The sequence below is a fragment of the Alphaproteobacteria bacterium US3C007 genome (assembly GCA_034423775.1).
Taxonomy (GTDB): Bacteria; Pseudomonadota; Alphaproteobacteria; order Rhodobacterales; family Rhodobacteraceae; genus Thalassovivens; species Thalassovivens spotae.
The window spans coordinates 1983509-2005637 of record CP139918.1; the positions used below are offsets into that span (position 1 = coordinate 1983509).

Consider the following 22129-nt stretch of genomic DNA (forward strand, 5'->3'; position numbering starts at 1 on the left):
TCCAACGCAAGGTTGATTTCAGCAGCCTGCGCATTGTTGCGCAAAGGCGCTTAGGCCGAGGTTGATGAGGCCCAGTCCCAATAAGCCTCTTTAAGCTGCCCGGCAATCGGGCCGATTTGAAAATGTGTTTCTTCAATCGCGGTGACGGGTGTGATTTTTTGCATATTTCCGGTCATAAAAACTTCATCTGCGGCGTAAAAATCATCAAAACTCAAAACGGTTTCATGAATAGGAATGCCCATATCTTTTAAATGCGTGATATGACGCGCGCGCGTGATACCGGCTAAGAACGTGCCATTTGGCGCCGGAGTAAACACCTCGCCATCGCGCGCCATGAAAATATTTGCCGTGGCAGTTTCTGCCACATTGCCCATAGCATCTGCAACCAACGCATTGCTGAACCCGTTGCGGCGCGCTTCTACCAGCATGCGCGCATTATTAGGATAGAGACAGCCAGCTTTTGCATTTACAACGGCGCTTTCTAAAATAGGCCTGCGAAATTGCGTGCGCCCCAAGGTTGCGCTGGTTTTGGGGGCTGCAAAGGGGATTTCTTCAAGCGAAATGGCAAAGCCTGTGGTGTCAGCGCTTGGAACGATGGCCGTCAGATCCCCATCTATCCCCCAATACATGGGGCGAATATAAACCGCGGCGGATGTCGCGTAGCTCGCAAGCCCTTCCCAGATCAGGGCTTTCATCTCAGAAACACTATATGTTGGGGTGAGCATTAGGGCCTTTGCTGACGCGTTTACCCGCGCACAATGCGCCTCCAAATCGGGGACAACCCCGTTAAAATAGCGTGCCCCATCGAAGACGCCTGAGCCCAACCAAGCCCCATGGTCGGCAGCTTTCATCACAGCAATATCGCCATCATGCCATTGGCCGTTGAAAAAGGTTTTTATGTTGCTGCCCGTTGCCATTGACCCCTCCTTTTGGATACCCCAGCTCACGACGAGGCATTCTTTATGGCACCCTGACAAAAGACGGGTTCGCATGCAAGAGCCTGCCGAACCCTATTCGCGCGGCGTTAGTAAGACTGGGAAGTTTATGGGATTGCTTGCTTTGTGAGCGCAGGCAGCAGGGCTTAACTGCGCAGCAACCCCATAATATCATAAGTTTGGTTCAATATGGGCTGAGCAATTTTTCGAGCCCGCTCGGCCCCATTGGCCAATACACGGTCGATCTCGTCCGGTTCCTGCATCAACCGGTTCATTTCAGCCGAAATTGGTGAAAGCGTGGCGACCGCGCGGTCAATCAGCATTGGTTTGAACTCGGAAAATTGTCTGCCGCCAATGTCATTTAGAACCGCGTCAACGGATTGATCTTCCAAAGCGGCATAGATCGCCACCAAATTGCGCGCTTCGGGGCGATTTTCCAATCCGGCTTCTTCGGAAGGTAGGGCATCGGGGTCGGTTTTGGCTTTGCGGAATTTCTGGGCAATGCTGTCTGCATCATCGCTCATATTTATGCGGCTCAGGTCAGAAGGGTCTGATTTTGACATTTTTTTTGATCCGTCGCGTAAGCTCATCACGCGGGCCGCAGGCCCCCCGATCACCGGCTCGGTAATTGGAAAAAAATCCACCCCGAAATCATGGTTGAACTTGGTTGCAATATCTCTTGTTAATTCAAGATGTTGCTTTTGATCATCGCCCACGGGCACATGGGTTGCGTGATAGAGTAAAATATCTGCGGCCATCAATGCGGGATATCCAAATAAGCCAAGCGATGCATTCTCTGCATTTTTTCCAGCTTTGTCTTTGAATTGGGTCATCCGCTTCATCCACCCCATGCGGGCGATACAATTGAAAATCCACCCCAATTGAGCATGTTCGGGAACTGCGGATTGATTAAATAAAATTGACTGCTCCGGTTTTAATCCGGCAGCAATAAAAAACGCCGCCAATTCACGGGTGTTTTTGCGCAAGTTGGCCGGATCTTGCCAGACGGTCACCGCGTGTAGATCCACCATGCAATATAAGGATTCATGGTTGGGGCTTTGCATATGCACAAACCGCTTTACGGCGCCCAAATAATTGCCAAGCGTTAACCCGCCCGATGGCTGAACACCTGAAAAAACGCGCTTTTCAAATGGGCTTGGGGATGGTGTTTGAGCGGCATCCGACATAAGTGTTCTCCAAAGGGCAATCTACTGCGTGTCGATTAACTGCAGCTTCAAGGCCCGTCAAGCAAAGGGAGTGCGATGTCTTTCAATCCGGAAACACCCAAAGCTGCGGCGTTGAACCCGATGCCGCCCGTCGTCATGGCGCTTTTTTTGATGATTGCGGGGGTAGAGGCCCTATTTGCCTTGGCATCGATTGGGGTTTTGGGTGAAGGGTTTGACGCCTCTTGGCGGTTTTTTGCGATTGAGCGCTATGGAATGAACACAAATCTTGTGTCATGGATGCGCGAAACTCAGGATTACGGCGCGGAACATTTGGTGCGCTTTGTTACGTTTTCCTTCTTGCATGCGTCTTTTATGCAGGCAGCGATCGCTTGTGCGCTGTTTTTGGCGATGGGCAAAATGGTTGGCAGCGTGTTTTCCGCCCCTGCCGTATTAATGTTCTTTTTTGTGTCAGCGGCGCTGGGCGCGTTGGTTTACTGCCTGATTGCGCCAGAGGCAGGCTGGTTATTTGGGGCTTTTCCAGGGATTTATGGGTTAATCGGGGCCTATACTTTTCTGCTTTGGGTGTCATTAAAGGCGCAGCAGGCGCCGGCAGGCAAAGCGTTTAACATGATTGCGATGCTGATCGGGATCCAGCTTGTCTTTGGAATATTCTTGAGCGGCAGATTATTGTGGATCGCCGATTTGGCCGGATTTTTAGGCGGCTTCACCCTATCTGTTTTATTGCTTCCGGGTGGGCTTGCGCGTCTAATGCAAGCGCTGCGCCGTGATTAAGGCTTTTTAAAACTGGCCTTTATCTCTTGCAGCGAGAAGGCCTTTAATCTTTCACCCAGCCAAAGATATAATCCCGCGCCCGCGATTACCAAGAAGAGCGCATAGAAAATTCGCCCGGAAACGCTGGTGACAGCGGGGCTGATAAAAAATTGTATGCCGTAAAGAGCAGCCCCTAAGAAAAGGCTGGCAATGCACATGCGCAGCAAGCGGTTTTTCAAACCGGCCTCCGGTTTTAAAATATTGTCAAAGCCGCGCGCGCCCCAAAACAGCAGCCCGACCATTGCCCAAGCCGAAAGACTGGTGGCAATGGCCGCGGCCACCCAGCCAATAAATGGCATAAGACCGATGGCTAAGGCGGCATTGATCGCCATGCCTACAAGCGCAAATCGAAAAGGCCTGCGCGTATCTTCGCGCGCAAAATACAATGGTTGCAGGAGCTTTTGCAGCACAAAAGCGGGCAAGCCCAATCCGTAGATAGCGGTCGCAAGTGCCATCGCTTGCGCGTCAAGGCGGGAGGTTGCGCCATGTTCAAAAAGCGCAGAGACGAAAGGATAGGGCACCACGCAGAGCGCCATTGCGGCCGGTAAACTCAGCGCTAATGTGATTTCGGTTGCGCTTGAAAAGGCTTGTTTTGCCCCTGCTTGATCATTTGCCTGCAAGCGTCGTGACAATTCGGGTAAGAGCACAATGCCCACAGCAATTCCAACCACGCCCAGGGGCAACTGATACAGGCGGTCAGCCCCATAAAGCCAACTGACGGCGCCGGGATGTTGACTGGCGACCAATTGTCCGACCAATAAATTGATTTGCAGCACGCCATTGGCCAAGGCTGCGGGTACCGCAATCCGCACCAGCTGTCGCATTTCGGGGCTAAAGCTGGGCCGTCCCAACCGAATCGGAAGCCCGGCGGCCTGCGCCGCCCGCCATAGCGCGGTCAATTGCACAATCCCCGCAATTGGAACCGCCCAAATCAGATAATAGATGACCGCATGGTTCATCACCCATCCCAGACAAAGCGCGCAAATAATGATGATATTTAAGAAGACAGGCGCGGCGGCGGCCATAGCGAAGCGCCCTTGGGCATTCAGCGCACCAGACAGCAGAGCGCTGAGCGAGATAAGAAAGATATAAGGAAACATCACGCGGCCATATTCAACTGCCATATCAAAGCGGGCATCGCCCACGAACCCCTGCGCGGTAAGCCAGACAAGCGCTGGCATGAACACCAGCGCCAGCGCTGTCAAAAGCGCCAGCGCAAAGGCAAGCCCGCCCATCGCCTGGCTGGCAAATCCGATCGGGTTGTCTTGGGCCTCAAGGCGCTTTGAAAACAGAGGCACAAAAGCGGCGTTAAAAGCGCCTTCTGCAAAGAACCGCCGAAACATATTGGGCAAACGAAATGCTACCACAAACGCGTCCAACACCGGCCCTGCGCCAATCATCATATAGAGCAAGACCTCGCGGGCCATGCCCAGCACGCGGCTGAGCAAAGTCCAAAAACCGACTGTCATAATGCCTTTGAGCAGTCGCGGCCCACTCATGTTGAAGCGCGCTCAACGCCCAGCTCGATTGCTTCGCGTAGCTTGCGTTCCAGCATTTTTTGCTTGGATTGGTTGTAAAATTTCAGACCAAACATGTCTTTTACATAAAAACTATCAACAACTTGTTCGCCATAAGTGGCGATGACTGCTGATGCGATATAGACGTTGGTATTGGCCAAAGTGCGTGTCAGATCAAACAACAGGCCCGGACGATCCCGCGTGTCGACTTCGATGATCGTGTAAATTTCGGAGCCGTCATTATCAAAGCTGATAGAGGTCGGAACTTTAAAGGCTTTTTCGCGTTTTTTGAATTTGTCTTTATCCTGAATCGCAACTCGCGCCACCACTTTGCCCATCAATGTCTTATTGATCATTTGTTTCAAACGGTTGAACTTTTCGGGCTCATAAGGGTTTCCCGCCGCGTCTTGAATCCAAAACGCTGCCGTCGCAAACCCATCTTTGGTGGTATAGCTGCGCGCATCAACGACATTGGCCCGCACCAGTGCCAGAGCGCCCGCCAAGCTGGAAAAAATGCCGGGATGGTCGACGCAGGCAAAACACACGCGGGTTGCTGCGCGGTCTCCATCTGCATAGAAGTCGATGGCAATTTCATCCTCTTTTAAATCGCGGAGCAAACCGGCAAACACCACATGCGCGGTGACATGTAATCCCTGCCAATAGGGGGGATAATGGCGCGCAACTTCGGTTTTAAGGTCTTTGGCATCCCAATCTTCTAAATGCAGACGTAGGTTTTTCTTACCCTCGCTGCCACGCGATTCGCGGTTCAAAGCGTCTTGGCCATTCTCTAACGCGCGGCGGGTCTGCCGATAGAGTGCCCGGATCAAAACCGCTTTCCAATTGTTCCAAGTGTTGGGACCAACAGCGCGAATATCGCAGACGGTCAACACGGTTAGCAGATCCAAGCGCTTGAGGGTTTGCACGGCTTTGACAAAGTCGCGCACCGTTCGAGGATCAGCAATATCGCGTTTTTGCGCCAAATCAGACATCAATAAATGGTATCTCACAAGCCATTCTACGGTTTCCACATCAGCTTTGTTCAAGCCAAGCCGCGGAGCCACTTTGCGCGCAATTTGCGCTCCAATCACCGAATGATCTTCATTGCGGCCTTTGCCGATATCATGCAGCAGAAGGGCAACGTAAATCACCTTCCGGTTCAGACCCTCTTTCAAAATAGAACTGGCAATGGGCAATTCTTCGATCAATTCGCCGCGCTCTATCTGGGCAAGGTTCCGGATACATTGGATCGTATGCTCATCCACCGTGTAGCTGTGGTACATATTGAATTGCATCATCGCGACGATGGGCTCAAATTCGGGGATGAAGGCTGACAAGGCCCCCAATTCATTCATCCGTCTCAGGGCACGTTCTGGATTGCCATGTTTTAAGAGCAGATCCAGAAAAATCCGTTGTGCTTCGGGGGTTTGACGCAGGGTTTCGTCAAATAAATGCAGATTGGCTGAGATTAACCGCATCGCATCTGGATGTATCAGCAGGCCAGTCCGCAGCGCTTCTTCGAATAACCGCAACAGATTAAGCGGATCGCTCAGAAAATTTTCAGGCGCGGAGATACTCAGCCTGTTATGCAGCACCATATAATCGGATTTCACAGTGGGGCGTTTGCGAAAAATCCGTTCTAAAAGTGGCTCGCTTTTGACATGGCTTGCCTCGAGCGCCGTTAAGAAAATACGCGTTAAATCCCCAACGCTGGTTGCTTGACGGAAATAATCTTGCATGAAAATTTCAACCGCTGGCCGGCCCGCGCGGTCATGATAACCCATGCGATCAGCCAGTTCGATTTGCATATCGAAGGATAAAGTTTCAACCGCGCGCCCGCTTATAAGATGCAAATGGCTGCGCACTGCCCATAAAAAAGCCTCTGCCTTGACGAAAATTTGATGTTCTTCCGGCGTGATAACGTTTAACGAGACCAGATCGGCCGTTGAGGTGGATCGATATACATATTTGGTAATCCAAAACAGCGATTGCAGGTCGCGCAGGCCGCCTTTTCCCTCTTTGACATTCGGCTCGACCATATAGCGCTGGCCGCCTTGCTTTTCATGCCGGGCTTCGCGTTCTTGCAATTTCGCCTCAATGAACTCTTTTTCGCTGCCCGAGAATAAATCACTCCAAAGCTTGGCGGATAGTGCGTCGGCAAGGCTTTGATCACCGCAGAGGTTGCGCTGTTCCAGCATGGCGGTGCGAATCGTATAATCATTCGCGCCCAAGCGCAGACAATCTTTTACAGTGCGTGATGAATGCCCCACTTTCAGCTTAAGATCCCAAAGGATATAGAGCATCGTTTCAATCAGACTTTCGGCCCAAGGCGTGATTTTATACGGGGTTAAAAAAAGCAAATCAACATCGGAAAACGGAGCCATTTCGCCGCGGCCATACCCCCCGACCGCAACAACAGAAAGTCGCTCGCTTTCGGTGGGATTGGCGAGGGGATGCACGAAGGTTGAGGCGACAAACCAGGTTGTTTTAACAATACAATCGGTCAGGTAAGTGTAAGATCTGGTCACCTCATGCGCGCTGAACGGGCTTTTAGAAAAAGCATGGGCAATATGTTCCATACCCGCAATTTGACGCGCTTTCAGCTCTGTCGCCAAGCCCGCCCTTATGTCTTTACTGTCTGACAACGTGACTAGGTTGGCTTTGATAAAGGCAACCATAGTTTCAGAGTCGAAAATCATTTCAGCTGGCGAAATCATTGGTAGATCGGGCCTGTCGAAGTGAAGCATCGACAGATTAGAAGCTGAAGAACTCGAATGCTGCGGGCGCTGGGTCAAGAATTACCACCTGTTTGTCTTGGATCGTTGCGATAGCCAGACCACGCTCGTTGGTGCCGTCTTTCCTAAGTCTGAAAATACCATCGACGCCTTCAAAGCCGGCTGTTTGGGTTAAGGCTGCTGCGCCTAACGCGTTGTTGGTGCCACGGGCGACCAATGCGCCAATTGCGGCGACGCCATCATATGCCAGGCCCGCAAGCTGGTGTGGTTTACTGGAAAATGTCGCTTCATAGCGCGTTGAAAAACTTTGAGCGCGCGCGTAATCGGGCAAAGCGAACAGCCCCCCCTGCACGCCTGAGAGCGCCAGAGTTTGCGCCGGCACATCCCAGCGTGCAAGGCCTGCATATTGCACTTTGGCGGGATCAATCCCAGCTTCGGGCAGCAATTGCACCAACAGCCCCAAAGCGCCGGCCGTTGTTGAGGTTAATAAAATAGTATCGGCCTCTTCAATCTCGACAGCGGCGCGAATGAGCGGAATCGCGGCAACAACCCCCTCTTGCGAGAACTCAAACGCCTGACTATGCGCGATTTTTAAGCTGGAATATTGGGCGGCCTTTTCCAAAGCGCTGCGCCCTGCTTCCCCTTCCAGATTATCCGGGTAAACAATCACAGCGCGTTGTTTTCCTGATCGTGCAAGATAACCGACCACCCTTTCAGCCGTATTGTCAAAGGTCTTTCCAAGCACGAAGACGTTGCCACCGGCGATGGCGCTGCTGTTTGAAAAGCTTAAAACATTCACACCTTCATCCGCGACAGCCAGGCCCGCGGCGTTTGCGGCTTCAGCAAAAAGCGGCCCAATGATAATTTTTGCACCCTGATCAACCGCGGTTTGGGCCTGTTGCGCGGCGATATCACTGCGCCCTGCAGTGTCATAAACGCGCAGGTCAATTTTGACCGGTTCCAAATCAGAAACCGCCATTCGCGCGGCTTGCTCTAAACTTCCGGCGATCTCGGCGGCGTTTTGCGAAGATGTCGGAACCAACAATGCGATTGGAATGGGCTCTTGGGGAGCCAGCCTGGGAGCGGTGTCAATCGTTGATGTGTCAGGCGCGCAGGCGCTTATAAAAGCTGCCAGCAAGATCCCGGCCAGCGCGCGTAGACCTTTATGACGAAATGAAATAGATACTCTCATACATACGCTCCTTTAACAGGGGTTTAGCACAGCTCTTTCGCCGGTGCGACAAGAAAGCTAAGAATGATAAGGGCAAAGCCGTGAGTAAGCGCAACATCCATTTGGCACCAGGGCTTTATTTTGTGGCCACCCCGATCGGGACCGCGCGCGACATCACTTTGCGTGCGCTCGATATTCTAACAAATGTTGATATTTTAGCGGCTGAAGATACCCGAAGCCTGCGAAAATTAATGGATATTCACGGCGTGGCTTTGAATGAGCGCCCGATATTGGCCTATCATGATCACAATGGCGCGCGCATGCGGCCTAAATTAATGCAATATTTACTAGAAGGCCGGTCTGTTGCCTATGCGTCGGAGGCGGGAACGCCGCTTATTGCTGATCCGGGCTTTGACCTAAGTAAAACGGCCGCTGAGGCTGGTGTTTTGGTCACCACAGCGCCCGGGCCATCCGCGGTGATAACCGCGCTGACGCTGGCCGGTTTGCCCACCGATCGCTTTTTGTTTGAAGGCTTTGTTCCCAACGCAAGATCTGCGCGGCTTGCGGCTTTGAGGAATTTGTTAAACGTGCCAGCAACTTTGGTGTTTTACGAATCTCCTAAACGTCTTGTGCCATTTTTGCAGGATGCCTGCGCGGTTTATGGCGAAAATAGGCAGGCTGCGTATTGCCGCGAATTAACCAAAAAGTTTGAAGATATCCGCCGCGGAACATTGGCAGAGTTGTTGGCCAAGGCGCAAACTGGGCCTGTCAAAGGCGAGATTGTCGTGATCATTGACCGGGCGCAGTCATCTCCTGTTAATGAAAGTGATATAGAAGCGCAGTTGAAAATAGCATTGCAATCAATGTCGGTGCGAGACGCGGCTGAGTTTGTGGCGCAGGCGCATGGCGTGGCGAAACGCAAAATTTATCAGATGGCTTTGAACATTGAGCAGAAACCTTAAAGGAAACAAGGCTTATTATTCAGGCTTAGCCGCTGAAAACAAAATAGCAAAAGCATATAGAGCTGGCGGATATCACTTGGAGGCGCAGCGGTGGAGATCTTTGGCCGGCGAAATAGATCTGATTTTCAAAACCTCGGTCTGTTGGGTTTTTGTTGAGGTCAAGAAATCGCAAAATCATGAAAGAGCTGCGCAGCTGTTAACAGCGTTTCAAAGACGCCGCATTATTGCTGCTGCGCAGGTGTTTATGGGGCAGGTGCGATCTGCGCCCTGCATGGCGATGCGCTTTGATCTGGCTTTGATCGATCGTTTCGGCGCCATTTTAATTGTAGAAAACGTATTTTTTTCAGAGGATTTTCAAGAACCATCAGAGATGGGTTTTATTTAGCTGGCTCAAGTTGTAATCAAAGCTGAAAACATATCGCAGGAGCGCGCCGTGAAAATCGCATTTCAGATGGATCCTATTGAGGCGGTTAATATTGAAGCAGACAGCACGTTTCGTCTGGCCGAAGAGGCGCAAGCACGAGGGCATAGCTTATTTTATTACCCGCCTGACACGCTGGCCTATCAAAACGGGAAAATAACTGCGCGCGGATATCCCATGACGGTACAGCGGGTTGCGGGTGGGCATGTGGATTTTGGGCCAGAAGAAGAGGTCGAGCTGGCCAAATTTGATGTGGTTTGGCTGCGCCAGGATCCGCCATTTGATATGCATTATATTACGACAACGCATTTATTGGATCGGTTAAAAGATCAAACGCTGGTTGTGAATGATCCGTTTTGGGTGCGCAATTATCCCGAAAAACTGTTGGTGCTTGATTTTCCGGATTTAACGCCGCCAACAGCGATTGCCCGCGATTTGAAAATCTTGAAAGCGTTTCGCCAAGCCCATGGCGATGTTATTTTAAAGCCGCTTTACGGCAATGGCGGCGCAGGCGTTTTTTTGCTCAAAGAAGATGATCGCAATCTGACATCTTTGCATGAATTGTTCAGCGGCTTCTCGCGCGAACCGCTGATCGTGCAGAAGTTTCTGCCAGATGTGAGTAAAGGGGATAAACGGGTGATTTTGGTGGATGGAGAGCCAGTGGGCGCGATTAACAGGGTGCCTGCTAAGGGCGAAACGCGTTCTAATATGCATGTAGGCGGGCGGCCTGAGAAGATTAAGCTTACGCCGCGCGATTTAGAAATCTGCGCGCGTATTGGTCCGCTTTTGCGCGAAAAAGGCCAGGTCTTTGTGGGCATCGATGTGATCGGGCAGTATTTAACCGAAATTAATGTGACGTCACCTACAGGGATTCAAGAGCTTGAGCGCTTTGATGGCGTTAATATTGCCGCAAATATTTGGCAGGCGATTGAACAAAAACTAGTGTGACGCCCTAGCCGAGTTGCTAAAGAAGAGCGTGTTTGAAGTGGCGTATGAGGTGCCCTTTGGGGGTTTTGGGCGACGCAGTTGATGAGCTCCTAGCCGCCAAGCTGGGTCAGCCTGCTTGCTTGGCCGTCTCTCCAGAGGCTGGGAAGGGGCGAAAACTCAGCGCTTCGCTTAGATGTGGTTTTTCGATTGTGTCGCTGCCCTCTAGGTCGGCGATGGTGCGCGCAACCCGCAGCATACGATGATAGCCGCGCGGCGAAAGTTGAAAATGATCCAAGGCTTTGTGCAGCCAGCTGATTGTTTCAGTTGCAAGAGCGCATGTTTGGGTGAGCAGTTTGCCATGTGCATCTGCGTTGCTGTGGATCCCGTCATGGGCGGAAAACCGAAGGCTCTGGCAGCGCCGTGCGGCCCGTACGCGCGCCGCAATATCACCGGTCGTTTCACCAAGCTCATGATTTTGCAAAGAGGTGAAAGAGGTGGCTTCTACATGTACGCAAAGATCGAAGCGATCCAAAAGCGGCCCGGATAAGCGTTGAAAATAATGTGCGCCGCAATGGGGGGCCTTGTTACAGGCACGCTCTGCTTGATACAGATACCCGCATTTGCAGGGATTGGCTGCGGCGATCAATAAAAACCGGCACGGATAGCGAATATGTGCGCTGGCGCGGGCAATCCAAATTTCCCCCGTTTCAAGCGGCTGGCGCAAGGTTTCAAGCGCTTCGCGTGAGAATTCGGGCAGTTCATCCAAAAATAATACACCGTTATGGGCGAGCGAAATCTCGCCAGGTTGGGCTTTGCGCCCGCCCCCAACCAGCGCCACTTTAGACGCCGTATGATGGGGTGCGTAAAACGGTGGAGAGCGTGAAATACCCCCTTCTTCCAGCAAGCCGCTGACCGAGTGTATCATCGCAGTTTCCAGCGCTTCCTTGGCGTTTAGCTCGGGCAAAAGGGCTTTCAGCCGGGCTGCAAGCATTGATTTTCCCGAACCGGGTGTTCCAACAAGAAACGTATGATGACGCCCCGCTGCAGCGATTTCCAAGGCGCGTTTTGCGCGCTCTTGGCCTTTGATATCCGCAAGATCCTTGTTGGGGTTTTGTAGAAAAACCAAACCAGGGGCCGCAGGGGATATAACGGCTTGACCGTTTAAATGTTGTATCAAACGGCCCAATGTATCCGCTGATATGACGCGCGTTGTTTCCACCCATGCCGCTTCAGCTCCGCAGGCTTGCGGGCATAAAAGCGATAACCCAAGTTCGGCTGCGTGAAGCGCGGCGGGCAGCGCGCCGGTCACGGCGTTCAATCTGCCATCCAAAGATAAAGCGCCAATGGCTAAAGTTTCTTGCAAGCAATCACCGGGAATTGCCTCGATCGCGCTAAGCATGGCCAGCGCGATTGCAAGATCGAAATGTGCACCCTCTTTGGGCAAGTCGGCTGGCGTAAGACTGATGGTAATCCGCTTAGGCGGCAAGGCCAAAGATAAACTGTGCAGCGCAGATCTTACACGCTCGCGCGCTTCGCTGACGGCCTTATCGGCCAGTCCAATGATGGTTAAGCCCGGAAGCCCTGCGGCCACAGCACATTCCACCTCAACCGAGCGGACATCCAGCCCACAAAACGCAACCGTAACAACCCGCGCAATCATCGCTTACAGATCCCTTATAAGCGGCCATGGTGTTTGATAAACCTTATCAAACCCTTAAAATGGGCTTGGACCATTTCTCCGCAAGGCTCTTTACGATTTACAATTATGCTTGTGAGCTCAGCCTTGCCCTTTCCTAGGGCGGCCCTGTGGCAACGCGCTGAAGAAACGGCCGCAAGCTGGGTTGGATCAAACCGTTGAACACGGGCCAAATATTTTATCCAACGTTGCACCGGTAGCGTGTGAATTTTGATTTGTTCTGGCTATGCAGAATCATTATCTGGTGCTTAGCTTGCCAAACGCGTTGCGCCGATTCATTTGTGGAGTGGTGAAACGCGACTGTCAGCGTAACGCGCTGGGCGACCGCAGATGCCTGGTCACACAACTATCGGTTGGGCGCTTTGCAAAAAACAATGGCAACTGGGTTTAAAATTGCAAAGAGGGTTAAATAAGCGCATTCACCCGGATAACGCGCCAGCGCTGATCCGTGATCTCAATTTCTGTGAGCGATAGGTTGTCTATCTTTTGAGCAAAAGCCTGATAGGCAGAAATGGCTTTGGCCCTTTGAAATTGCCGCAATATCACGCCAAAATGCGCAACGATGATCAAATCGCTGCCGAGATATTTGGCCTGCAGCGTATCGATGGCAGAATCGACGCGCGCCGAGAACATATTCCAACTTTCGCCCTTGGGCGGGGCGGCATCGCCGGGTGTGTCGTAAAATGCAAAAATGCCATCCGGGTCGGTGGCATTCACATCATTGAAGGTTTTCATTTCCCAATCGCCAAAATGCATCTCGCGCAGACCCATTGCATGCGGCAGGCGCGTTTGCCGCACTTGTAGCGCATCGGCTGTATCGATCGCGCGGCGCAGGTCTGACGAAACCATCAAGGCCTTTTGTGGCAGGCTCGCCCGCAAACGCGCCAGCGCTGCGGCATCCGTGAGGTCTGCCTGGACATCCGTCCACCCAACCATCGCTTTGACATGGGTCGGTCCGTGGCGCACCAGAAACAATCGGCTCATCACGGATCCGAGTTTTTTAGAACCAATGGTAAGCCAGCGGTGACCAAGACCACCTTATTTGCCGCTGCGGCAAGCTTTTGGTTCAACTGCCCTTGCGCGGTGCGGAATTTACGCGCCAAAGCGTTCTCTGGAACTACACTATATCCTACCTCATTGGTTACCAACACAAGCTGGGCTGGGCATATGCTAAGGGCCTTTAATAAGTCTGCTCCCAAAGGTTCTAAAGGCGTATCTGCCAAAAGGTGATTGCTGAGCCACATGGTCAGACAATCGATCAAAGCGCAGCTTTCAGACGTTAGGCCTGACAGCGCCCCCACCAAATCTAGCGGCGCTTCTTTGAGATCCCACCGCGCCGTTCTGCGCGCGCGATGCATGGCAATTTTTTCGTTCATCTCTGCATCAAATGCCTGAGCCGTGGCGATATAAAGGGGCCGCTCGGTCGCGCTAAGCGCATAATTTTCAGCCCAAAGCGACTTGCCAGACGCTGCCCCGCCGATAACCAATGTAATGTGATGCTGCATTCATTTTCCAAAGTGATCCAAACGTTCTTATCGTGCGTAACACTATCAGTAAACGCAATATGAGATCTCATTAGATCGCCTCCGCTCGGAAAGGTAAGTTTTATGGCTTTAGATGCTGGCCCCGATATGTCTTTTTCACGTCGTGCGATGAAGGCTGAATTGCTTGATGCAGAAACTGAGTTGAAATTAGCTTACGCGTGGAGAGATCACCGAGACGAGCAAGCGCTTCATCGGTTGATCACAGCTTATATGCGATTGGCGATTTCCATGGCGGCAAAGTTTAAGCGGTACGGTGCGCCGATGAACGATCTTATTCAAGAAGCGGGTTTAGGCCTTATGAAGGCTGCAGATAAATTTGACCCGGATCGGGGCGTGCGATTTTCGACCTATGCCGTTTGGTGGATCAAAGCCAGCGTGCAGGATTATGTGATGCGCAACTGGTCGATGGTGCGCACCGGCTCGACCAGCAGCCAAAAATCATTGTTTTTCAACTTGCGCCGCGTTCAAGCGCAGCTAGAGCGCGAAGCGTCGCAGCGCGGGGATCGGCTTGATCGCCATCAGTTGCACCAACTTATTGCGACCGAGGTTGGCGTGCCGCTCAACGATGTTGAGATGATGGATGGCCGCCTGTCAGGCTCGGATTATTCGCTGAATGCCACGCAATCCAGCGAGGATGAGGGCCGCGAATGGATTGACACGATCGAAGATGAAGGCGCGCAAACGCAGGATTTGATTGAAGACCAGCACGACACTGATCAATTGCGGCGGTGGCTTTTACAAGCCCTGCACGCCCTGAATGATCGCGAACGGTTCATCGTGCGCGAGCGCAAGCTACAAGAAGAACCGCGCACGCTGGAAAGTTTGGGCAAAGAGCTGGGGCTGTCAAAAGAAAGAGTGCGGCAGTTAGAGGCGGCGGCCTTTTCCAAAATGCGCAAATACCTTGAAAAAAACTCGCAAGAAGTGGTGAGCTTTTTTTGATCGGCAAGTCCCTATCGAGCGCCGGCTAGTGGTTTCTTTGCCCAGATTTTGATCTGTGGAACGGTGGCGGGATCTCAGGCTGTGTGTTTAAAACATGCGTAGATTTTTATCTCAGGAGCGTCCCTTGCGAACTGGCAAGAGACCTTTTACAAATAGGTCTCTCAGGTCTGGAGCGTGAATGTTAAGCTCAAAGCGCATTTTGTTAATCATCACGGGCGGCATAGCCGCGTATAAATCGCTGGATTTAATCCGCAAATTGCGTGCGGCGGGCGCAGCCGTGACCCCTGTTTTGACAGGCTCGGCGCAAGAATTTGTGACGCCGCTTTCGGTGGCCGCCCTGGCCGGTGAAGCAGTACATTCTGAATTGTTCGATTTGACGTCGGAAGCAGAAATGGGCCATATCGAATTATCGCGCAGCGCTGATCTTATTTTGGTCGCACCTGCCACGGCCGATATGATGGCGAAAATGGCGCAGGGGCGGGCCGATGATCTTGCCTCTACGCTGCTTTTGGCGACGGATACGCCTGTATTGATTGCACCCTCTATGAATGTGCGGATGTGGGAACATTCTGCCACACAGCGCAATTTGCGCCAGCTTCAAGCTGATGGCGTAAAAATTATCGGGCCCGAGGCTGGAGATATGGCCTGTGGTGAATTTGGCCCCGGTCGTATGTCTGAGCCCGTTGATATTTTGACTGCTGTGCAAATGCATTTTACCCGCGGTCCGCTGGCAGGCCAGCGGGTTCTGGTTACGTCAGGCCCAACCCATGAGCCGATTGATCCCGTGCGCTATATTGCGAACCGCTCTTCTGGTCGGCAGGGCAGCGCGATAGCACAAGCGTTGGTCAATCAAGGTGCTGACGTGATGTTCATTTCGGGGCCCGCGGCAGCAGACCCGCCCCTCGGCGCGCAGATAACACGCGTTGAAACGGCTTTAGAGATGGCGCAAGCCGTTGAGAAAGCCCTACCGTGCAAGATCGCGATCTTTGTGGCGGCCGTGGCGGATTATCGTGTGGAACTGCCCGGCGACGAAAAGATCAAGAAACAGGCGGGTGGGCTTTCAACCTTAAGTTTTGTGGAAAACCCCGATATTTTGGCCTCGGTGGCGCAACGCCGCGACAATCGCCCAGATTTGGTAATCGGCTTTGCGGCTGAAACCGAAGCACTTGAGGAAAATGCGCAGGCAAAACGCATGCGAAAGGGCTGTGATTGGCTTTTAGCAAATGACGTTTCGGCCAAAACCGGCATTATGGGCGGCGACGAAAACGCGATTTTGTGCATTGAACAGGCTGGGGTGGATCAATGGCCCAGAGCGTCCAAGGCACAAGTGGCGGAGCGTTTGGTGCAAAAGATCATTGACCATGTTGAGAAGGCGTCAACGGCGCATGGTTGAGGTCCAGTTTACATGGTCTGAGGGCGCAGATCAAACGCTTGGCGCGCCGTGTTATGAAACTGACGGCGCAGCCGGCGCAGATATACGTGCTAATTTAACACCTGATTTGCGCGCATCTGGGATGATTTTGAAGGCCGCCGACCGCCTGCTGGTGCCCACTGGGTTGCGCGTTGCAATACCGTCAGGCTTTGAGATTCAGCTGCGGCCAAGATCCGGTCTGGCGTTAAAGCATGGGATTACGCTTTTGAACGCACCGGGAACGATTGACAGCGATTACCGTGGAGAAATCGGTGTGATTTTGTACAATAGCGGACCGCAAGCGTTTCTGATTGCACACGGAGACCGGATCGCACAACTGATTGTGGCGCCCGTCATTCAAGCGCAGTTTGTGCATGTAGATGAGATGGCCGGCAGCGACCGCAATGCGGGCGGCTTTGGATCTACAGGACGCAGCTGATGCTTTGGTTGATCATTTTAGCGCTGGGGTTTTGGGCTTTTGGCGCACGCCTGAAAGTACCACCTGGAGTGCGCTTTTCCGTGATTGCAACGCTTTATGCGGCCTTAATACTTGCCCATTTGGTTTTGCCAGCTCAGCACCCTTTAATTCTGGCGACGGGTGGTTCTGTCGCTCCCTTGGCGTTGCTGGGTGGGTTTATAGGTCTTATTTTAATCTATCGGCTGGGATTGCGGGCCCTGCGGGGGCGGGCGGAACGCACGCAGACCGCGGGAGGGGACACGCCTGGCCAAACGGACACGTTTAACGACACAGAGTTAGAACGCTATGCGCGTCACATCATGCTGCCCGAAATCGGCGGTGTTGGACAAAAGAATTTTAAGCAAGCAAAAATTCTTGTTATCGGAGCGGGCGGGCTGGGGGCACCGGCTTTACAATATTTGGCCGCGTCTGGGGTTGGAACGATTGGCGTGATTGATGATGATCTGGTGGAAAATTCAAATTTGCAACGACAGGTTATTCACCAAGATGCCGCGATTGGCACGCCAAAGGTGTTTTCGGCGCAAACGATGATGCTGGCGCAAAACCCCTATATCGAGATACGCCCCTATCATCGCCGCTTCACCAAGGATATTGCTGCCGAGTTATGCACCGAATTTGATCTGCTATTGGATGGCAGCGATAATTTTGACACCCGCTATTTGGCCAATGAAACGGCTGTGGTTTTGGGAATGCCGCTGATTTCTGGGGCGTTAAGCCAATGGGAGGGGCAAGTTGCGGTGTTTGACCCCAAAACCTTTGGCCCCTGCTATGCCTGTGTTTTTCCCTCCGCCCCTGCCGCGGGTCTGGCACCCAGCTGTGCAGAAGCTGGCGTTTTCGCGCCGCTTCCTGGCGTGGTTGGGGCGATAATGGCCGCAGAGGCGCTGAAGCTTCTAAGTGAAGCGGGCACGGCGCTGCGGGGGCATATGCTGATTTATGACGCGCTTTATGGTGAGACCAGAAAGCTAAAAATGACGCCCCGCACGGACTGCCCGATATGCGGTGGTTAAATGCTTGCTCGATAGAGCGTGCATCCTTGGGGATTTGGTCCGGCGCGGGGTCAATGCCGCGGTGATTTTTTGAAGGAAAGATGAGTATGAGCAACCCTCTTTTAAGTGACTGGACAGGCGCCTTTGGATTGGCGCCTTTCGCTGAAATTTCTGATGCTGATTTTGCGCCAGCCTTCGAAACGGCTTTGGCAGAAGATCTCGCAGAAACCTTAGAGATTGCGAATGACCCGCAAATTCCCAGCTTTGCCAATACCATTGAGGCATTGGCCGCCACAGGCAAAGCGTTACATCAGGTGTTATCGGTGTTCTATACCCTCTCTGGGGCAGACAGCAACGCCGCGCGCGAGGCATTGATGCGAGAGTTTTCCCCCAAACTCTCCGCGCATAGTTCCGAAATTTATACAAATAAGGCGCTGTTCGGCCGGATTGATCGGCTTTGGAACGGCCGCGCCGAATTGAATCTTTCAGAGGAACAGCAGCGCGTATTGATGCTGACGCATCGCAATTTCATTCGCGCCGGCGCTGCGTTGAGCGATACGGCTGAGTTGCGTATGAAAGAAATCAAATCGCGTTTGGCTGTGATAGGCACCGAGTTTTCGCAAAACCTTTTGCACGATGAGCGCAGCTGGCATTTGGAATTGGGGCCGGAAGATTTAAACGGTCTGCCGGAATTTTTGATTGATGCGGCCAAGGCCGCGGGCGTTGAGCGGGGTGTTGAGGCGCCAATTGTGACTTTGTCGCGATCGATTATTGTGCCGTTTTTACAATTCTCTGCGCAGCGCGACTTGCGAAAAAAGGCTTATCAGGCCTGGGCCGCGCGCGGCGCGCATACCGGCGCGCATGATAACAGATCCTTGGCTTTAGAAATGCTTGTGCTGCGCCAAGAGATGGCAGAGCTTTTGGGCTATCCTGATTTTGCGTCTTTCAAACTTGAGACTGAAATGGCGAAGACGCCGGAAAATGTGTCAAAATTGCTTAAAGGCGTCTGGCAACCGGCAAAGGCACGCGCTGAACAGGATGCAGGCGTTTTGCAGGAGATGATGCGCGCAGAAGGTTTAAATGACGATTTGGAAAAATGGGATTGGCGCTATTATGCCGAAAAACGCCGCGCTGTAGAGTTTGATTTGGACGAGGCACAATTAAAACCCTATTTCCAACTGGATCAGATGATCGCCGCCGCGTTTGACTGCGCGAACCGTTTGTTCGGGTTGAGCTTCGAAGAAGTGAACCCGCCGCTTTATCATTCGGATTGCCGCGCGTGGGAGGTGCGCCGCAATGGCACGCATGTGGCGCTATTCATTGGCGATTATTTTGCGCGTGGCTCAAAACGCTCGGGGGCCTGGTGCAGCGCGATGCGCGCTCAGGCAAAATTTCCAAAAGTACAAACGCCGATCGTGATCAACGTGTGCAATTTTGCCAAAAGCGATCCTGCGTTGCTGTCTTATGATGATGCGCGCACTTTATTTCATGAATTTGGCCATGCTTTGCATCAGATGCTGTCCGACGTAACTTATGAGATGATTTCCGGCACGTCAGTGCCCCGTGATTTTGTGGAATTGCCCAGCCAGCTTTATGAGCATTGGCTTGATGTGCCCGAAGTCTTGGCACGATTTGCAACACATGCGGAAACAGGCGCGTCAATGCCGCCAGCCTTGCTTGAAAAAGTTTTGGCCGCGGCCACCTATGATATGGGGTTCCAAACCGTTGAATATGTGGCGTCTGCAATGGTCGATTTATTTTATCATACCGGCGATATACCAACTGACATCATGCGGCGGCAGGCAGATATTCTTGACCAAATTGATATGCCCAAAGCGATTGGGATGCGCCATGCAACACCGCAATTCGCACATGTATTTTCAGGGGGGCATTATGCCAGCGCCTATTACAGCTATATGTGGTCTGAAGTGATGGATGCCGATGCATTTGCCGCGTTCGAAGAAAAAGGTGATCCGTTTGATCGGAATTTGGCGCAATCGCTTGAAAAAAATATCCTAGCCGCGGGTGGCTCGAAAGATCCCGAACTTCTTTATCTGGCCTATCGGGGACGTTTGCCGGGTGTCGAAGCGCTTTTGAAGGGGCGCGGATTGGTATCACAAGCCTCTATTTGAACGCGTTTTGTCAAAAAACGAATGCGCTCGACGCTGCATTTAAAAAAAACCTGAATTTGGATGCAAATTTCTAGTGGGCGTGGTTGACTCTAAAGAGGTCGCTCCTTACATCAGCTCCGTTGGCACTCACACAACGTGAGTGCTAATGGCCCATGAGGGTCAAATTTAATTTGAGCGTAAGGAGCCTAAGAGATGGCATTAAAACCGCTTCACGACCGCGTTCTGGTCCGTCGCCTTGAAGGCGATGAAAAAACTTCTGGCGGATTGATCATTCCAGACAGTGCAAAAGAAAAGCCTGCTGAAGGCGTTGTAATCGCTTGCGGCGAGGGTGCTCGCAAAGACAGCGGCGAATTGATCGCAATGGCGGTCAGCAATGGCGACAAAATTTTGTTTGGCAAATGGTCAGGTACAGAAGTCACCGTAGATGGCGAAGAGCTGTTGATCATGAAAGAAAGCGATATTCTGGGCGTTCTGTCCTAAGTCGCACTCCCCTAATTTCAATTTATTAAGACGAGGAAAAGCACATGGCTGCTAAGGACGTCAAATTCGCCACAGATGCACGCAATCGCATGCTCAATGGCGTAAATATTTTAGCTGACGCTGTAAAAGTAACTTTGGGTCCAAAAGGTCGGAACGTTGTTCTGGATAAATCTTTTGGTGCACCACGGATCACCAAAGACGGTGTGTCAGTTGCCAAAGAAATCGAACTTGAAGATAAGTTCGAAAACATGGGCGCGCAAATGGTCAAAGAAGTGGCCAGCCGCACCAATGATGAAGCCGGCGACGGCACAACAACCGCAACAGTTTTGGCGCAAGCGATCGTTCGCGAAGGCCTGAAATCAGTTGCTGCGGGCATGAACCCCATGGATCTGAAGCGGGGCATTGATGTCGCAACAGCGAAAGTAGTTGAATCAATCCAAGCGGCGTCTCGCGAAGTTAAAGATAGTGATGAAGTGGCGCAGGTTGGCACAATCTCTGCCAATGGCGAAGCTGAAATCGGCCGTCAAATCGCGGATGCGATGCAAAAAGTTGGCAATGAAGGTGTGATCACTGTTGAAGAGAATAAAGGCTTGGAAACAGAAACCGACGTTGTCGAAGGCATGCAATTCGACCGTGGATATCTGTCACCTTATTTTGTGACCAATGCAGATAAAATGACATCTGAGTTGGAAGATTGCATGATCTTGCTGCACGAAAAGAAACTGTCTTCTTTGCAGCCAATGGTGCCATTGCTTGAATCTGTGATTCAATCTCAAAAACCACTATTGATCATTGCAGAAGATGTTGAAGGCGAAGCCTTGGCAACTTTGGTTGTGAATAAATTGCGCGGCGGCTTGAAAATTGCGGCTGTTAAAGCTCCTGGATTTGGTGATCGCCGCAAAGCGATGCTGCAGGATATTGCAATTTTGACCGGCGGTCAGGTGATCAGCGAAGATCTGGGCATGAAGCTTGAATCAGTAACGATGGACATGCTTGGCACAGCCAAGAAGGTTCAAATCACCAAAGACGAAACAACCGTCGTTGACGGTGCCGGTGCGAAAGCTGAAATCGAAGCACGCGTGACGCAGATCCGCAATCAGATCGAAGAAACGTCATCTGATTACGATCGTGAAAAGCTGCAAGAGCGCGTTGCCAAATTGGCTGGCGGTGTTGCCGTGATCCGCGTTGGTGGAATGACCGAAGTGGAAGTGAAAGAGCGCAAAGATCGCGTTGATGATGCGCTGAATGCGACCCGCGCTGCGGTTCAAGAAGGCGTTGTTGTGGGTGGCGGCGTTGCGCTGGTCCAAGCGGCTAATGCGTTGGCTGGTGTGACTGGTGAAAACTCTGACCAAGACGCGGGTATCACAATCGTGCGCAAAGCAATCGAAGCGCCTTTGCGCCAGATCGCTGAAAACGCAGGCGTTGACGGTGCTGTTGTTGCTGGCAAAATCCGCGAAAGCGACGATGCGGCCTTTGGCTTCAACGCTCAAACCGAAGAATATGGTGATATGTTCGCTTATGGCGTTATCGACCCTGCCAAAGTTGTGCGGACGGCGTTGGAAGATGCCGCTTCAATCGCCGGTTTGTTGATCACAACAGAAGCGATGGTTGCAGATAAGCCGGCCAAAGAAGGCGCCGGTGGTGCTCCAGGCGGCATGCCCGATATGGGCGGCATGGGCGGCATGGGCGGCATGATGTAAGCTGCTTAACCGCAAAAAAGATTGGGGCCCAGCTGTGTAGCTGGGCCTTTTTTTTTGCCTCAACTTGCGCTAGGGCCAGTAAAGCCGAGCGGTTGAGGAAA

19 protein-coding genes are annotated in these 22129 nt (G+C 52.2%); 11 read left to right on the top strand and 8 right to left on the bottom strand.

Going from position 1 to position 22129, the window contains the following annotated elements; all coding sequences use genetic code 11:
* Positions 1-50 precede the first annotated feature (50 nt).
* Both UM181_09575 and trpS read right to left on the bottom strand, forming a co-directional pair.
* Positions 51-917: a branched-chain amino acid aminotransferase gene (locus UM181_09575; GenBank protein WQC61585.1), complete on the bottom strand. Its 867-nt coding sequence runs from the start codon at positions 915-917 to the stop codon at positions 51-53.
* A gap of 164 nt (positions 918-1081) precedes the next feature.
* Complete coding sequence (gene trpS / locus UM181_09580) at positions 1082-2122, bottom strand: tryptophan--tRNA ligase (protein WQC61586.1); 1041 nt, start codon at positions 2120-2122, stop codon at positions 1082-1084.
* A 75-nt stretch (positions 2123-2197) separates the two neighbouring features.
* Here trpS and UM181_09585 point away from each other — a divergent pair, with 75 nt between their 5' ends.
* Positions 2198-2893: a rhomboid family intramembrane serine protease gene (locus UM181_09585; protein WQC61587.1), complete on the top strand. Its 696-nt coding sequence runs from the start codon at positions 2198-2200 to the stop codon at positions 2891-2893.
* Here the strand turns inward: UM181_09585 and murJ are convergent.
* From murJ to UM181_09600, 3 genes are read right to left on the bottom strand one after another with little or no spacing between them, the layout of a single operon-like run.
* Positions 2890-4431 carry a murein biosynthesis integral membrane protein MurJ gene (gene murJ / locus UM181_09590; GenBank protein WQC61588.1) on the bottom strand — a complete coding sequence of 514 codons (1542 nt, stop codon included), beginning with the start codon at positions 4429-4431 and terminating at the stop codon, positions 2890-2892. The two genes, UM181_09585 and murJ, sit on opposite strands and share 4 nt — an antisense overlap.
* Positions 4428-7193 (bottom strand): [protein-PII] uridylyltransferase, encoded by a 2766-nt coding sequence (locus UM181_09595; protein WQC64730.1) that lies wholly within the window; start codon positions 7191-7193, stop codon positions 4428-4430. The genes murJ and UM181_09595 overlap by 4 nt, the downstream gene beginning before the upstream one ends.
* A gap of 7 nt (positions 7194-7200) precedes the next feature.
* On the bottom strand, positions 7201-8373 hold the full coding sequence (locus tag UM181_09600) for a penicillin-binding protein activator (protein ID WQC61589.1): 1173 nt from the start codon (positions 8371-8373) through the stop codon (positions 7201-7203).
* Between the two features lie 80 nt (positions 8374-8453).
* Here UM181_09600 and rsmI point away from each other — a divergent pair, with 80 nt between their 5' ends.
* Genes rsmI through gshB form a run of 3 tightly spaced genes read left to right on the top strand, consistent with a single transcriptional unit; the run spans position 8454 to position 10683 of the window.
* Positions 8454-9314: a 16S rRNA (cytidine(1402)-2'-O)-methyltransferase gene (rsmI, locus tag UM181_09605; GenBank protein ID WQC61590.1), complete on the top strand. Its 861-nt coding sequence runs from the start codon at positions 8454-8456 to the stop codon at positions 9312-9314.
* Positions 9298-9699, top strand: a complete 402-nt coding sequence (locus UM181_09610; GenBank protein ID WQC61591.1) for a YraN family protein — start codon at positions 9298-9300, stop codon at positions 9697-9699. The genes rsmI and UM181_09610 overlap by 17 nt, the downstream gene beginning before the upstream one ends.
* A gap of 48 nt (positions 9700-9747) precedes the next feature.
* Positions 9748-10683, top strand: coding sequence for a glutathione synthase (gene gshB / locus UM181_09615; protein WQC61592.1), 936 nt, complete (start codon positions 9748-9750; stop codon positions 10681-10683).
* 106 nt (positions 10684-10789) lie between these two features.
* Here gshB and UM181_09620 read toward each other — a convergent pair whose 3' ends face one another.
* The 3 genes from UM181_09620 to cobU form a co-directional block, all read right to left on the bottom strand.
* Positions 10790-12322: a YifB family Mg chelatase-like AAA ATPase gene (locus UM181_09620; GenBank protein ID WQC61593.1), complete on the bottom strand. Its 1533-nt coding sequence runs from the start codon at positions 12320-12322 to the stop codon at positions 10790-10792.
* Between the two features lie 441 nt (positions 12323-12763).
* Positions 12764-13342, bottom strand: a complete 579-nt coding sequence (locus tag UM181_09625) for a histidine phosphatase family protein (GenBank protein ID WQC61594.1) — start codon at positions 13340-13342, stop codon at positions 12764-12766.
* Complete coding sequence (gene cobU, locus UM181_09630; protein WQC61595.1) at positions 13342-13863, bottom strand: bifunctional adenosylcobinamide kinase/adenosylcobinamide-phosphate guanylyltransferase; 522 nt, start codon at positions 13861-13863, stop codon at positions 13342-13344. The genes UM181_09625 and cobU overlap by 1 nt, the downstream gene beginning before the upstream one ends.
* 102 nt (positions 13864-13965) lie before the next feature.
* Here cobU and UM181_09635 point away from each other — a divergent pair, with 102 nt between their 5' ends.
* The 7 genes from UM181_09635 (at position 13966) to groL (ending at position 22028) form a co-directional block, all read left to right on the top strand.
* Positions 13966-14841, top strand: coding sequence for an RNA polymerase factor sigma-32 (locus UM181_09635; protein ID WQC61596.1), 876 nt, complete (start codon positions 13966-13968; stop codon positions 14839-14841).
* A gap of 178 nt (positions 14842-15019) precedes the next feature.
* Positions 15020-16234: a bifunctional phosphopantothenoylcysteine decarboxylase/phosphopantothenate--cysteine ligase CoaBC gene (coaBC, locus tag UM181_09640; protein ID WQC61597.1), complete on the top strand. Its 1215-nt coding sequence runs from the start codon at positions 15020-15022 to the stop codon at positions 16232-16234.
* Entirely contained in the window at positions 16227-16691 is a 465-nt protein-coding gene (gene dut, locus UM181_09645; GenBank protein ID WQC61598.1) for a dUTP diphosphatase, read from the top strand. Before coaBC ends, dut begins: the two co-directional genes overlap by 8 nt.
* Positions 16691-17737 (top strand): HesA/MoeB/ThiF family protein, encoded by a 1047-nt coding sequence (locus tag UM181_09650; GenBank protein ID WQC61599.1) that lies wholly within the window; start codon positions 16691-16693, stop codon positions 17735-17737. Before dut ends, UM181_09650 begins: the two co-directional genes overlap by 1 nt.
* Positions 17738-17823: 86 nt before the next feature.
* The gene (locus UM181_09655; GenBank protein WQC61600.1) at positions 17824-19848 is read left to right on the top strand and encodes a M3 family metallopeptidase; all 2025 of its coding nucleotides are present in this window, start codon (positions 17824-17826) and stop codon (positions 19846-19848) included.
* A 192-nt stretch (positions 19849-20040) separates the two neighbouring features.
* Positions 20041-20328 (top strand): co-chaperone GroES, encoded by a 288-nt coding sequence (locus tag UM181_09660; GenBank protein ID WQC61601.1) that lies wholly within the window; start codon positions 20041-20043, stop codon positions 20326-20328.
* 44 nt (positions 20329-20372) lie between these two features.
* Entirely contained in the window at positions 20373-22028 is a 1656-nt protein-coding gene (gene groL, locus UM181_09665) for a chaperonin GroEL (protein ID WQC61602.1), read from the top strand.
* Positions 22029-22129 lie beyond the last annotated feature (101 nt).

Coding starts and splice junctions, on each gene's coding strand:
- UM181_09575 (WQC61585.1), bottom strand. CDS start 917: ATGGCAACGGGCAGCAACATAAAAACCTTTTTCAACGGCCAATGGCAT.
- trpS (WQC61586.1), bottom strand. CDS start 2,122: ATGTCGGATGCCGCTCAAACACCATCCCCAAGCCCATTTGAAAAGCGC.
- UM181_09585 (WQC61587.1), top strand. CDS start 2,198: ATGTCTTTCAATCCGGAAACACCCAAAGCTGCGGCGTTGAACCCGATG.
- murJ (WQC61588.1), bottom strand. CDS start 4,431: ATGAGTGGGCCGCGACTGCTCAAAGGCATTATGACAGTCGGTTTTTGG.
- UM181_09595 (WQC64730.1), bottom strand. CDS start 7,193: ATGCTTCACTTCGACAGGCCCGATCTACCAATGATTTCGCCAGCTGAA.
- UM181_09600 (WQC61589.1), bottom strand. CDS start 8,373: ATGAGAGTATCTATTTCATTTCGTCATAAAGGTCTACGCGCGCTGGCC.
- UM181_09620 (WQC61593.1), bottom strand. CDS start 12,322: ATGATTGCGCGGGTTGTTACGGTTGCGTTTTGTGGGCTGGATGTCCGC.
- UM181_09625 (WQC61594.1), bottom strand. CDS start 13,342: ATGAGCCGATTGTTTCTGGTGCGCCACGGACCGACCCATGTCAAAGCG.
- cobU (WQC61595.1), bottom strand. CDS start 13,863: ATGCAGCATCACATTACATTGGTTATCGGCGGGGCAGCGTCTGGCAAG.
- UM181_09635 (WQC61596.1), top strand. CDS start 13,966: ATGGCTTTAGATGCTGGCCCCGATATGTCTTTTTCACGTCGTGCGATG.
- coaBC (WQC61597.1), top strand. CDS start 15,020: ATGTTAAGCTCAAAGCGCATTTTGTTAATCATCACGGGCGGCATAGCC.
- dut (WQC61598.1), top strand. CDS start 16,227: ATGGTTGAGGTCCAGTTTACATGGTCTGAGGGCGCAGATCAAACGCTT.
- UM181_09650 (WQC61599.1), top strand. CDS start 16,691: ATGCTTTGGTTGATCATTTTAGCGCTGGGGTTTTGGGCTTTTGGCGCA.
- UM181_09655 (WQC61600.1), top strand. CDS start 17,824: ATGAGCAACCCTCTTTTAAGTGACTGGACAGGCGCCTTTGGATTGGCG.
- UM181_09660 (WQC61601.1), top strand. CDS start 20,041: ATGGCATTAAAACCGCTTCACGACCGCGTTCTGGTCCGTCGCCTTGAA.
- groL (WQC61602.1), top strand. CDS start 20,373: ATGGCTGCTAAGGACGTCAAATTCGCCACAGATGCACGCAATCGCATG.